General features: G+C 39.0%; 13 protein-coding genes. All 13 read right to left on the minus strand.

The annotated features are described in order from the left end of the window. Nucleotides 1-91 precede the first annotated feature (91 nt). Entirely contained in the window at nt 92-1,132 is a 1,041-nt protein-coding gene (dusB, locus tag SJW71_RS00100) for a tRNA dihydrouridine synthase DusB (RefSeq protein ID WP_322605656.1), read from the minus strand. A gap of 92 nt (nt 1,133-1,224) precedes the next feature. After that, on the minus strand, nt 1,225-1,737 hold the full coding sequence (folK, locus tag SJW71_RS00105; RefSeq protein WP_322611851.1) for a 2-amino-4-hydroxy-6-hydroxymethyldihydropteridine diphosphokinase: 513 nt from the start codon (nt 1,735-1,737) through the stop codon (nt 1,225-1,227). Then, a complete protein-coding gene (gene folB / locus SJW71_RS00110) occupies nt 1,737-2,102 on the minus strand; it encodes a dihydroneopterin aldolase (protein WP_274795186.1) in 366 nt (121 codons plus the stop codon). Before folB ends, folK begins: the two co-directional genes overlap by 1 nt. Next, nucleotides 2,102-2,956 (minus strand): dihydropteroate synthase, encoded by an 855-nt coding sequence (gene folP, locus SJW71_RS00115; protein WP_274795185.1) that lies wholly within the window; start codon nt 2,954-2,956, stop codon nt 2,102-2,104. Before folP ends, folB begins: the two co-directional genes overlap by 1 nt. Nucleotides 2,957-2,969: 13 nt before the next feature. After that, nucleotides 2,970-3,809, minus strand: coding sequence for an aminodeoxychorismate lyase (gene pabC / locus SJW71_RS00120; RefSeq protein WP_322605659.1), 840 nt, complete (start codon nt 3,807-3,809; stop codon nt 2,970-2,972). Then, a complete protein-coding gene (pabA, locus tag SJW71_RS00125) occupies nt 3,810-4,391 on the minus strand; it encodes an aminodeoxychorismate/anthranilate synthase component II (protein WP_322605671.1) in 582 nt (193 codons plus the stop codon). Then, on the minus strand, nt 4,388-5,797 hold the full coding sequence (locus SJW71_RS00130; RefSeq protein WP_396631776.1) for an anthranilate synthase component I family protein: 1,410 nt from the start codon (nt 5,795-5,797) through the stop codon (nt 4,388-4,390). The genes pabA and SJW71_RS00130 overlap by 4 nt, the downstream gene beginning before the upstream one ends. Nucleotides 5,798-5,946: 149 nt before the next feature. Continuing rightward, the gene (gene cysK / locus SJW71_RS00135; RefSeq protein WP_274795182.1) at nt 5,947-6,876 is read right to left on the minus strand and encodes a cysteine synthase A; all 930 of its coding nucleotides are present in this window, start codon (nt 6,874-6,876) and stop codon (nt 5,947-5,949) included. Between the two features lie 240 nt (nt 6,877-7,116). Then, nucleotides 7,117-8,088 carry a peptidyl-prolyl cis-trans isomerase gene (locus SJW71_RS00140; protein ID WP_431811632.1) on the minus strand — a complete coding sequence of 324 codons (972 nt, stop codon included), beginning with the start codon at nt 8,086-8,088 and terminating at the stop codon, nt 7,117-7,119. Further along, nucleotides 8,072-8,953 (minus strand): Hsp33 family molecular chaperone HslO, encoded by an 882-nt coding sequence (hslO, locus tag SJW71_RS00145; protein ID WP_274795180.1) that lies wholly within the window; start codon nt 8,951-8,953, stop codon nt 8,072-8,074. The genes SJW71_RS00140 and hslO overlap by 17 nt, the downstream gene beginning before the upstream one ends. 21 nt (nt 8,954-8,974) lie before the next feature. Continuing rightward, nucleotides 8,975-9,742 (minus strand): type III pantothenate kinase, encoded by a 768-nt coding sequence (locus SJW71_RS00150; protein ID WP_274795179.1) that lies wholly within the window; start codon nt 9,740-9,742, stop codon nt 8,975-8,977. Nucleotides 9,743-10,059: 317 nt separating this feature from the next. After that, nucleotides 10,060-10,893, minus strand: coding sequence for an aldo/keto reductase (locus tag SJW71_RS00155; protein WP_274795178.1), 834 nt, complete (start codon nt 10,891-10,893; stop codon nt 10,060-10,062). 142 nt (nt 10,894-11,035) lie between these two features. Next, nucleotides 11,036-13,066, minus strand: coding sequence for an ATP-dependent zinc metalloprotease FtsH (ftsH, locus tag SJW71_RS00160; protein ID WP_274795177.1), 2,031 nt, complete (start codon nt 13,064-13,066; stop codon nt 11,036-11,038). Nucleotides 13,067-13,088: the final 22 nt, after the last annotated feature.

Here is a 13,088-nt window from a genome sequence, read left to right on the forward strand (position 1 = left end):
ATTTTCAATTCAACACAAGATGATTAATAATTCTAAAAATTAAAGTCAGCACAAAAAGGCGTCTCTTATAATAGTGAGACGCCATAAAAAACTATATTATTAATTCTTTTGCTTCAGGAACGATTAAATTAGATTCGACCTCTTCATATTCCTGTACAAGACTATTTAATAGTACACGAAGATCCGCTGCTGTTTCAGTTTGATTAATCGCATTACGCGCTTTACCATTACCGCGAATTCCTTTTAAGTACCATGAAGCATGTTTACGCATTTCACGTACTGCTATTCCTTCGCCCTTTAACTGGAGTAAACGTTCAAAGTGCAATAGACATACATCTATCTTTTCACGGATACTCGGTTCTTCCTTTAGCTCACCAGTTTCTAGGTATTGAACGGTACGATAAATCATCCATGGATTACCTAATGCTGCACGACCAATCATAACAGCATCTACTCCTGTTGTATCGAGCATCCGTTTAGCATCTTGTGGCGTTTCCACGTCACCATTACCAAGCACAGGAATCTTCACGTTGTCCTTTACTTGGCGAATGATATCCCAATTCGCCTTACCCTCGTACATTTGTACACGAGTACGTCCATGGACTGCTACTGCAGAGGCACCTGCACGCTCAACAGCTTGTGCATTTTCAATGGCAAAAATATGCTCATCATCCCAGCCAATACGCATTTTTACGCTGACAGGTTTTTTAACTGCATCAACAACAGCTGCCACCATTTCATATACTTTATTTGGATCTAATAACAAGCGAGCTCCTGCTTCACATTTTATAATTTTATTAACTGGGCACCCCATGTTGATATCAATAATATCAGCAGTAGTATTTTCATCCACATACTTCGCCGCTTCCACTAAGGTTGCTTTATCTCCACCAAAAATTTGTAGTGACAGAGGATTTTCACGTTCATCGATATAAAGCATACCTAATGTTTTCTCATTTTTTTGGACAATGCCCTTATCACTAATCATTTCGGCATAGACAAGCCCTGCTCCGAACTCTTTAACTGTTAATCGGAAAGCAGAGTTACAAATCCCTGCCATGGGCGCTAAAACTACTCGATTGTCCATAACAATATCGCCAATTTGAAATGGCTTCTCTGTTGTATGACTCAACGTTGTCTTCCTCCTCTAAAGGCTCTTTCCTCTTCTTCGCTATCTATGTTAATGCTGTGCATTAAAATTCATTGATACTGTATTTCTATAGCTTAATGTACCGTCGAAGGTTCTTTAAACGTTTTCCATAAGGTTACACCTTCATTTTCGCAATCCATTTGCTGCAACAGATTATGTGCTTGTTGTAGTTGTTCACCAAGAGGTGATGGTGTAATCTCAACTAAGGGTACTAAGACAAACGCTCGCTCGTACATTCTTGGATGGGGAACAATTAAGCTCTCAGTTTTAATATTTTCGTGATTGTAAAGCAAAATGTCAAGGTCAATGATTCGTGGGCCCCAGCGGAATTCTCTTATACGCCCTAATTCCTGTTCAATTGATTGGCAAATCTCCAACATATCAGCAGATGAGACATTCGTTTTTATATGAACAGCTATATTTAAAAAATCTGCCTGATCTGTGTACCCCACTGCAGCTGTTTCATAAACAGATGAAATACGAACAACCTCAATATTACTTTTTTCCTTTAATAGGGCAACGGCATGCTGAAGATTCTCATATCTCTCTCCCATATTAGTTCCGATAGATAGGTAGACATCCTTCATTAGAAATCACCTCTCGTTACCTCAACAGACACCTCTTTATAATAACCATGAATAGGTGGGTCTGGTTTAATTAGCTCTACTCGAACGCCCTTTACTTTATCAGGGTAGGTTGTTAATACTGCATTCGCTATTTTCACAACAAGAGCTTCAATAAGCTTTAATGGATCGCCCTCTACGATATCACGACATATCGCATATACCTCTGCATAATTGACTGTATAAGAGAGATCATCAGTTTCCCCAGCCTTTGTCATATCTACAGCAAGAGAAACATTTGCTCTGAAGCGTTGACCAAGAGTCGTTTCTGCTGCTAATACACCATGATAGCCGTAAAACTGCATGTCCTTTAAGTGAATATAATCCATCACGCTTCCTCCTTAAACAAACGTTTTCCTACTAAAATATCAGTCATATGCGTGGCACGTGCCATTTCTTTTACATCATGAACTCTTATCATATGACAACCCTTTTCAATACCGTAAACTACTGTTGCAGCAGTCCCTTCAAGACGCTCCTCGACAGGTAGGTTCAAGACATTGCCAATCATTGATTTCCGTGATGTCGCTAATAACACTGGATAGCCCATAGCTACTAAATCCCTTAAATGTTGCATCATAGCAATATTTTGTGCAGTGTTTTTAGCAAAGCCGATACCTGGGTCTAAGATGATATGATGATCAGGAACGCCGGCTTGATGTGCAATAGCGATACTTCTTTCTAAATCCGCTTTTGCCGAGGCCCAAAAATCAATACCATAGTCCATATTTTCACGATTGTGCATTAAAATAATGGGAACATGCAAATCTGCAGCAACTTGGGCAATTTCCGGCTCCGCTTTTGCTCCCCATATATCATTAATGATGTGTGCCCCCGCTTCAATTGCGGCACGTGCTACATTTGCTTTATACGTATCAACGGAAATAATCGCCTTTACTTCTTTGGCTAACGCTTGAATAACAGGTACGATCCGTGCAATCTCATCTTCATCTGAAATTCGTTCATACCCTGGACGAGTAGATTCCCCACCAACGTCAATTATTTTAGCTCCATCAGCAACCATTTTTTTCGCTTGAGCAACAGCAGCTTCAACATTGTTATACTTGCCACCATCTGAGAAGGAATCTGGTGTAACATTTAGAATGCCCATAACAAATGTTTCTTTTGTATAGTCTAATGTAATACCATTAATGGTTAATGGTTTCGTATATTTTTCTAGCATGAAAACGCTCCTTCTATCCTTGCTCCACTTCTTGAACAAATGCTTCATGTAAACACGAATAAATTGGCCCTTTATTGCCTAAAAATTGTAGGTTTTCTAAGCTACTTATAGGCACAAGCTCTTGCACAGAATTGGTAATGAAGCATTCTGTACTTCGTAGTAACTCTTCTTTTGTATAAAAGCCTTCCATCACCTTAAGACCAAGAGCATTGGCCTTCTCTAAGACCCATGCTCGAATAATCCCTGGTAAAATGCCTGTCTCTAAAGAAGGCGTATATAGTATATCATTTTTTACCCAAAAAACATTTGATGTTACCCCTTCAGCTACATAACCCTCTTGCGTTAAAAAGAAACCTTCTTGCTGTGCCAATGACGGCATTTCAAAGCGACCGAGTACGTTATTGCCATAATGATGTGATTTAACACGTAATCCTTGTTCAGGTGTATTGCGTGGAGTTGAAAGCCATTGGGCTATTTTCTCAGTCCCCCGCGGTATGTCCTGAAGTTCTTTACGAAAGATGATGACATTGGGTTGTTTATATTCGGTTGGCTGTAGTCCAATATTATGCTCTCCAGCTGATACATTTAAACGGAAGTAGCCATCTTGCCCGCCTGCAAGTTCATTTAATTGCTGCACTACCTCTAGTAAAACATTTTCAGGATAGGTTAAATGAATGTGGTATTGTGATAATGCAAGCTGTAATCTTTCCATATGTTCTTCCCAGCCAAATACCTGACCTCCATATGTCCGAAACGTTTCAAAAAAACCCAATCCGTACAAAAATCCATGATCAAATGGAGAAATACGCAAATCCCGTGCAGCCACATAGTGCCCATTCATCCAGCATTGCATCTATTTCACCCCTTCGACGTGGGTTTCTATAAATTGGCGAAGGAGTCTTTTACCTTGCTCAGTCATAATGGATTCTGGATGATATTGTACACCCTCAATTGGATATTCTTTATGACGTAGCCCCATAATTTCTCCCTCCTCAGTCCAAGCTGTGATTTCAAGACAAGCTGGTAATGTCTCTTTCTCTACAATAAGGGAGTGGTAGCGAGTCGCCAGGAATGGATTTGGCATGCCTTTATGCAAACCTACTTCAGCGTGGAGTACAGGTGATGTCTTTCCGTGCATTAGACGCTCGGCCCGTATGACATTGCCGCCAAATACCTGTGCAAGCGCCTGATGACCAAGACAAACACCCAAAATCGGAATATTTCCTGCGAAATATTTAATAATGTTCAAGCTTTCACCTGCTTCATTTGGGCTACATGGTCCCGGTGAAATAACAATTATATCTGGTGCTAGTTGTTCTATCTCCTCTACCGTTATAACATCATTGCGCTTCACCACTATCTCATGACCAAATTCACCCAAATATTGGACGATATTATAGATAAAAGAATCATAATTATCAATCATTAAAATCATTTTGCTCGCTCCTCTGCCATTGCCTTTGCCTGCCACATTGCCTTCGCTTTATTTAACGATTCCTGATACTCTCTTTCGGGAACAGAGTCAATGACAATGCCTGCCCCTGCCTGGATATGTGAAACTCCATCTTTTATAAACGCTGTCCGAATGACAATATTAAACTCCATGTCACCTGTAAAGCCGAGCCAACCAATCGAACCTGTATATAAACCACGGCGCACAGGCTCTAGTTCCTCAATAATTTCCATAGTGCGGATCTTCGGAGCTCCTGTAATTGTCCCTCCTGGGAACATTGCACGAATAACATCCGCATTTGTTTTACCTTCCGCTATTTCGCCTCGTACATTCGACACAATATGCATTACATGAGAATAGCGCTCAATGACCATAAACTCGTCCACTTCCACTGTTCCATAGGTTGACACCCGACCTAAATCATTGCGCTCTAAATCCACTAGCATCACATGCTCAGCACGTTCTTTATCATTATCAATTAATTCTTGTGCTAATGCTAAATCTTCCGCCTCTGATTTCCCTCTTGGTCGAGTACCAGCAATTGGCCTTGTAGATAATTCATTTCCATGGCGTTTGACTAATAACTCCGGGGATCCAGAAACAACAGCAAAATCTGGTGCTTCAATATAAGCCATGTACGGTGATGGATTAAATGCTCGTAATGCCTCATAGACATCCATAGCTGAAGCATTTAATTTCTTGGACTGTCGAACAGACAAATTCACTTGAAACACATCACCCTGTGCTATATAGGTTTGTATTTTTTTTACGGCTGCCTCAAAATCTGTTCCAGCAAATGAAACAAGTAGTTCATTTTCATCATTGATAACTTCTACAGCGTTTGTTTTTTCAAATTTTCGCGTAGCTAGTCCATCTTGTGCTGCAACCTGCCAGTTATGAGCCCACTGTTCCAAGTTAACATCACTTTCGTCTATCTTCATAAGCGTCACTATATTGGTCTTCACATCATGCACTGCCCAGCAATCAAATATATAAAAATAGTTGTCTGGTATTTCTAAGTCATTCTTCGCTGTATTAGGAAGCACTTCAATTTTACGTGCATAATCATATGTGACAAATCCAATGGCTCCCCCTTGAAAAACAGGAAGCTCCGCATGATAAGGAATTTTATATTCTGCCACGAGCTCTTCCAGTAAGGCCAGAGATTCACCCTGTAAAACTTCGTGTCTACCATTTCTCCAATTGACTGACAGTCCATCCTCTACCGATTGTGCAATGGCTAATGGATTCCAAGCAGCAATCGTAAAATGTCCACCACGTCCACTTTCTAAAAATACATGTGCTTGTTGTGTCTCTGTTTGTTTCTTGTAGCTATAAAAAAATGAATCTGCATCCATCGTTAATGTTTTCGTAAGTATAGTCTTCAAGTCTTCTTTCCCCTTTAAACATATGATGTGATTCCATCTTAACTTGAATAGTACATAGAAGCGAATATTTTTATAATTTTAATAGTGTCCATTTCTAGGCATTAAAAAGGACCCCTTTTATAAAGGAGTCCTAACATAAAAATTAAAAATTAATCTTCAAATTGGTATAAAGGTGTTGATAGATAACGCTCACCGTTTGAAGGAACGATCGCAAGAACATTTGAACCCTTACCTAAACGTTTTGCTGCTTCAATTGCAGCATAGATAGCAGCACCAGATGAGATACCACATAAAATCCCTTCTTCACGAGCCACTTTACGCGCTACTTCAAAAGCAATCTCATTTTCAACAGGGAATACTGAAGAATAGATGTCAGTATCTAATACTGCTGGAACAAATCCAGCACCAATACCTTGAATTTTATGTGGCCCTGGTTGACCACCAGAAAGTACTGGTGAATCCTTTGGCTCAACTGCAATGATTTCAATGTTTGGATACTTTTCTTTTAATACAGCACCAGCACCCGTAATTGTACCACCCGTACCAACACCAGCTACAAATGCATCTAGTGTTAGACCATCAAATGCTTCTACAATTTCAGGACCAGTTGTTAGACGGTGAATAACAGCGTTCGCTGGGTTTGTAAATTGTTGTGGCAGGAAGTAGCCGTGCTCTGCAGATAATTCTTCTGCTTTAGCGATTGCACCTTTCATACCTGCTGGACCTGGAGTTAACACTAGCTCTGCGCCATAAGCTCGTAAAAGGTTACGACGCTCTAAGCTCATTGTTTCTGGCATAACTAAAATGGCTTTATATCCTTTAGCAGCTGCAATCATTGCAAGACCAATACCTGTATTACCGGATGTCGGCTCAATAATTGTACCGCCAGGTTTTAATGTCCCATCTTTTTCGGCCGCCTCAATCATTGCTAAGGCTAAACGGTCTTTTACTGAACTACCTGGATTAAAATATTCTAATTTTACATATACAGTACCTTCATTTTCACTTGTTGCATGATTTAATTTTACGATTGGTGTTTTACCAACTAATTCAGCTACTGAGTTTGCTATTTTACTCATTTAATAATCCACTCCCAATCCCTACTATTTTTATAGGTTTTACTTATTTTGTATTTTATCAATTTTTCCATTCGATTGTCAATAAATAAACCGTATATTTTCAGAATATTTATCTGATACTTTGTTTTTAAATAAAGATAAAAAGAATCTGCCTCTTTTATTTGGGTTTGTCACTACAAATGCCTGCAAGTTTGATCAGACTCGTTGTACCCACAAAAAATTGCAGACTCTTTTCGTTTATCACTTTTCCTTTTTAGACTCACCATAATACCAAGTAGCATTAAATTCAGACCAAAATGCTTCTGGTGTTACGGATTGTGGTAATTGCTCTAAAGCCAATTCCCGCTCTATATGTTCTTTCACATCGTCATATGTAAAGGATTGTCCTTCTAATACCTCTTGCACTTGAACAATTCCGTAATGACCATTATCTAATTTAAAGGCCTTACTTACCTCTTTTGTCTTAAGAGATTTCACAGCATTAATAATTGCGGGGTCTATATTTTCCTGATTCTCTGTAAGGTAGCCAATATCTCCCCCTAGACTAGCTGAGGCACTATCAACGGAAATTTCACGTGCCAGCACCATAAAATCAGAGCCATTTTTTAATTCACCCAATGCTTCGTCAGCAGCCTTTTTTGAATCGACTTCAATAAAATTGGTACGATAGCTTGTTTTTGTATTATATAATCCTTGATTTTCCTCATAATACTTTTCAACACTTTCTTCTTCTATCACTACGTCCTTTGTGAGTACTTTATCCAATATAAGCTGTGATCGAATTTTTTGGCGTAGCTGCTCTGCTGAAAGATTTTGCATGGCCGTATCAAACTTATCTTGAGCAGAACGCATTAGCGCTAGTTCAAGGTCAATTTCTTTGTCTGTAACTTTTATTTTATATGTTTTAGCTGCCTTTTCCATGACCGATTCATTCACTAAATTTTGGAGTGTTTCTTTACCATATCGTTCTTCCATGGCAATCATCCATTCTTGGCGTGTAATTACATCCCCGTCAATGGTAGCGACCTGCTCATCGCTACCAATTTCCTGACCTTTATTCGGGATCAACCAACTAATGAACCACAAAATATTTCCTAATAACAAAATCGATATAACAGCTAAAGCAGGTTTTGTCTTTAAACGACGTTGCATTAAAGGCGTTTGGTTTGGTGATACAGTGGTTGAGGGTCTTCGATTACGCGTTGAGCTCATCGATAAACCCTTCTAACTCATCTTTAGAGAAGCTGTATTTTTCTAAGCAGAAATGACACTCTGCTTCAGCTCCGCCATCCTCTTCAATCATTTCTTTAATTTCTGCAGTTCCTAAACCTAAAATTGCTGCACCAAACCGCTCTTTAGAACATTGACATTTAAATTCAATTGGCATGGAATCTAAAATTTGCAGGTGACCATTTCCTAAAACAGCTTCTAGAATTTGCTCTGGCGTAAACCCTTTTTCAATCATTTTTGAAACAGGCTCTATTGTAGCAAGGTGTTGTTCAATTTCTTTGATCGTTTCTTCCTCACAACCAGGCATTAATTGTAAAATAAATCCACCAGCTGCAAGAATAGTGTTGTCTGGATTAACGAGTACACCTAATCCAACAGATGACGGTACTTGCTCAGAAGTAGCAAAATAATAAGTAAAATCTTCAGCAATTTCACCCGAAACAATTGGTGTTTGTCCAGAGAACATATCTCTTAATCCAAGATCTTTTACGATTGTAAGAGCTCCTTCTGTTCCAACACCTGCACGAACATCTAACTTACCATGTTCGTTTAAATCAAAGTGAACATGAGGATTTGTCACAAACCCACGTACTTCACCATGTGCATTACTATCAATCACCATTGGTCCAATTGGGCCATTACCCTCAATTTTTATAGTGATTTTCTCTTCGCCTTTTAACATAGCTCCCATCATGACAGCGGCTGTCATTGAACGACCTAAAGCTGCTGATACAACCGGCCATGTATTATGACGACGTTGTGCTTCTCCTACTGTGGCTGTTGTACGGGCTGCAAATACACGTACTTGACCATTAAAACCTAAACCTCTTACTAAATAATCATTCATAAATAGAATGTCCCTCATTTCCTATTGGTTACGTTTATATAGCTTATATAAACCCTTTAAAGTTAGAAATGGATCCACAACATCAATTATTTGTGTCTCCCCTGCGATCAGATTTGCTAGTCCACCTGTAGCAATCACTAACGGCTCCTCTTTACTTTGTGCTTTCATTCGGTTTACAATGCCCTCCACTTGTCCTACAAAGCCATAAAAAATTCCTGCCTGCATGGCAGAAACGGTCGTTTTCCCGATAATATGTGTAGGTCGAACTATTTCAATACGCGGCAATCTCGCAGCTTGTGTATAAAGAGCCTCTGTAGAAATAGTTATGCCCGGTGCAATAGCACCACCCATGTAATCGCCCTTTTCGTTCAAATAACAATAGGTTGTCGCTGTACCAAAATCAACTATGATACAAGGGGCTTTATATAAATCAAGAGCTGCTATGGCATTCACAATGCGGTCAGACCCTACCTCACGCGGATTTTCGTATTTAATATTTAAACCTGTTTTTACACCAGGACCAACTACCAAAGGCCTTTTTTGAAAATATTTCTGACACATTGCCTCTAATGAAAACATAATTGGTGGCACAACTGAGGATATAATAATGCCTGTAATTTGTTCAAATGAAATGCCTGCGTGATTAAAAAAAGAAAGAACTTGCATAGCATATTCATCTTCTGTTTTATGAAGGTCTGTTACCATACGCCAATGGAAGGCTAATTGATCGTTGTCATTGTAGACACCTAATACAATATTAGAATTCCCTGCATCTAAAACTAAAATCAAGGCTAACACCTCCCATATCGTCATTGTAACTTTCGCCACTCTATTGTTACAACTTTTGTCTAAAAAAAGTGAATATACTTTAGAAAATGATACCACACTTTTTATCTTGATTCAGCAGATGTCCCTCTCGTCTAAATGGTGGAAATGAACGCTTTTTGTTTGATAATCAGTTGTCAAACACACGCAGAAAAACGGAACACCGTCAAAAGCCCACATTTACCTCAATACCTCTTATGAATGTCATAAATTTTGAAGAGTAATCAAAAAACATTGTTCTTTAAAAAGGAGCTTCCTTAAAGTAGGAAGCCCCATTGAAATTATTTGAAATTAAATGTTTCTGGATCTGGACCGCAACGTAATCCATCATTTAACGCATCTAACTGCGCCATTTCCTCATCTGTTAAAGAAAAGTTAAAAACATCTAGATTTTCGACCATACGTGTAGGTGTCATCGTTTTTGGAATCGTAACTACATTATGTTGTACATCATAGCGTAATACAATCTGCGCAGGCGTTTTATCGTATTTAGATGCTAACTCTTGAATTAAGGCTTCCTCTAGTAGGGAACCATTCATCAATGGAGACCACGCCTCCACCTGTATGCCTTTATCCTGACAATAAGCACGAACTTCCTCTTGTGTTAAATGCGGATGGAATTCGATTTGATTAATAACAGGGACAACAGTAGTTTCCTTCAAAAGCTTTTCTAAATGGTGTACGTGGAAATTACTAACCCCAATTGAACGTACTCGATCATCTTGATATATTTTTTCTAGTGCTTTATAAACTTCAATGTAATTTTCGTCAATCCCTGGCCAGTGCACTAAATACAAATCCAAATAGTCTAACCCGATTTTTTCTAAACTACTATCGTAAGCAGCAAGTGTTTCGTCATAGGAAAGACCATCGTTCCAAACTTTTGATGTGATAAATAGTTCATCACGAGTTACTAAACCTTCTTCTATGGCTGCACGTATTCCTCGTCCAACACTTTCTTCATTACGATATACCTGTGCTGTATCAATGCTACGATAACCCTTTGCAATTGCTGTTTTTACAGCTTCAGCTAAGTCATCTCCTTCAGGTACTCTAAAAACGCCATAACCAACTAAAGGCATTTTAAGTCCATTATTCAATGTTACATTTCCCATGCTTAAACACTCCTATCTATAAAATATCCTCTAACGAAGATTCGTATAGAGCTTATCTTTCACTCCTATATCCTAATGCTTATTAGTAATAAAAGGCAAAGAAAAAGACTGCTTACCAAATTAGTAAACAGTCTTCCTACTTTTAATCACGTTTTTCATCGATACCTTTAGGAGCATCATTTTGTTGTTCTTTATTTTCTTTAGCTAAATCAAGAGTTGTTGGATTCGGCTCTTTACTCAGTAGCTCTTTTTCAACAACTGGTTTACCAATTGTATCTAATGTTGGCTTCGCTTCAATTTTCGGCGTATTATCCTCAATTTTTTCTACAGCCTCTGGCTCTGGTAAAACACCATGGTCACGCAAATGCTCGATTTCCTGTGCATTTAACGTTTCTTTCTCCATTAAAGTATTGGCAATTAAATCAAGCAGCTCACGTTTTTCCGTTAGGATACGTTTTGTACGCTCATATTGAGTATCAATAATTTTTTGCATTTCTTTATCGATTTCATAAGCTACAGAATCAGAGTAGTTTTGGTCTGAATTAAAGTCGCGACCAAGGAATACATTACCGCCCTGACTTGAACCAAATTGCATAGCACCAAGGTTTTCACTCATTCCGTATTCAGTAACCATTGCACGAGCAATGCTTGTAACCTTTTGGAAATCATTATGTGCCCCAGTAGAAACTTCACCAAGAACAATTTCTTCAGCTACACGACCACCAAGGAGACCTGCAATACGATCTAAAAGCTCTTGCTTTGTTGTAAAGAAGCGCTCTTCCTTCGGTAACATAATCGCATACCCACCCGCTTGACCACGCGGAACAATTGTTACTTTGTGTACTGTATCTGCTTCATCAAGCTCAAGACCAACAACTACGTGGCCGGCTTCATGGAAGGATACAAGTTTCTTCTCCTTGGCTGAATATACACGGCTAGCTTTAGCTGGACCAGCGATTACACGGTCAGAAGCTTCATCGATATCTGCCATATTGATGGTGCGTTTACTTTTACGAGCCGCAACAAGCGCTGCTTCGTTTAATAAGTTTTCTAAATCTGCACCTGAGAAACCTGGCGTACGTTGTGCAACTGCTGCTAAATCAACTGTATCTGCTAATGGCTTATTGCGTGCATGTACTTTAAGAATCGCCTCACGTCCTTTTACATCAGGATGTCCTACTGTAATTTGACGGTCAAATCGACCAGGACGTAATAACGCTTTATCTAAAATATCTGGGCGGTTTGTTGCAGCGATAATAATAATACCTTCGTTTGCTCCGAAACCATCCATTTCAACTAACAATTGGTTAAGTGTTTGTTCACGCTCATCATGTCCACCACCAAGACCTGCGCCACGTTGACGACCAACCGCATCAATCTCATCAATAAAGATGATACATGGTGCGTTTTTCTTAGCATTTTCGAATAAATCACGGACACGTGATGCACCGACACCTACAAACATTTCTACGAAATCAGAACCCGAAATTGAGAAGAAAGGAACGCCTGCTTCACCTGCTACTGCACGGGCAAGTAATGTTTTACCTGTACCTGGAGGACCTACAAGTAAGATACCTTTTGGAATACGCGCACCAATTTCAGTAAACTTGCGATGGTCTTTTAAAAATTCTACAACCTCAACAAGCTCTGCTTTCTCTTCATCAGCACCTGCTACATCTGTAAAACGTACTTTTTTCTTTTGATCGTCATAAAGCTTAGCTTTACTTTTACCAAAGCTCATCACTTTATTTCCGCCGCCTTGAGATTGACTCATTAGGAAGAAGAATAAGAAAATGATGATAATGAAAGGAATAATTCCCGTAAAGAATTGAATCCATCCACTTGTTTCTGGTGCTGCTAAATAACTAATATTACTATCTTTATCCCTAGCAGCCTCATCGATACGGTCCATTAAAGATTGGTTATCACGAGGGATATTCGTTGTAAAGCTTTGACCCTTTTCATAACCTTTCAGTGTACCTTCAACGACGTAAACTGATTTATCAGGTTGAATTGTTGCACTTGTTATTTCTTTTTTATCTAGAGCTTCTTGAAACTCATGATAAGATAATTCTTTCGTTGGTGAATTTCCACCATTGAAAGTACCAAAAATACCGATAATCACTAGGAAAATCAGTAGATAGAATATGGTATATCGAAATATTCGATTCATCTCCAGCCTCCTCATTACAAAC

It is taken from the genome of Lysinibacillus sp. FW12 (assembly GCF_050817245.1).
Lineage (GTDB): Bacteria > Bacillota > Bacilli > Bacillales_A > Planococcaceae > Lysinibacillus > Lysinibacillus irui.

Excerpts from the sequence above, each read along its gene's own strand:
- folK (WP_322611851.1), bottom strand. The coding sequence starts at position 1,737 with ATGAAGGATGTCTACCTATCTATCGGAACTAATATGGGAGAGAGATAT.
- folB (WP_274795186.1), bottom strand. The coding sequence starts at position 2,102 with ATGGATTATATTCACTTAAAGGACATGCAGTTTTACGGCTATCATGGT.
- folP (WP_274795185.1), bottom strand. The coding sequence starts at position 2,956 with ATGCTAGAAAAATATACGAAACCATTAACCATTAATGGTATTACATTA.
- pabC (WP_322605659.1), bottom strand. The coding sequence starts at position 3,809 with ATGCAATGCTGGATGAATGGGCACTATGTGGCTGCACGGGATTTGCGT.
- pabA (WP_322605671.1), bottom strand. The coding sequence starts at position 4,391 with ATGATTTTAATGATTGATAATTATGATTCTTTTATCTATAATATCGTC.
- cysK (WP_274795182.1), bottom strand. The coding sequence starts at position 6,876 with ATGAGTAAAATAGCAAACTCAGTAGCTGAATTAGTTGGTAAAACACCA.
- SJW71_RS00140 (WP_431811632.1), bottom strand. The coding sequence starts at position 8,088 with ATGAGCTCAACGCGTAATCGAAGACCCTCAACCACTGTATCACCAAAC.
- hslO (WP_274795180.1), bottom strand. The coding sequence starts at position 8,953 with ATGAATGATTATTTAGTAAGAGGTTTAGGTTTTAATGGTCAAGTACGT.
- SJW71_RS00155 (WP_274795178.1), bottom strand. The coding sequence starts at position 10,893 with ATGGGAAATGTAACATTGAATAATGGACTTAAAATGCCTTTAGTTGGT.
- ftsH (WP_274795177.1), bottom strand. The coding sequence starts at position 13,066 with ATGAATCGAATATTTCGATATACCATATTCTATCTACTGATTTTCCTA.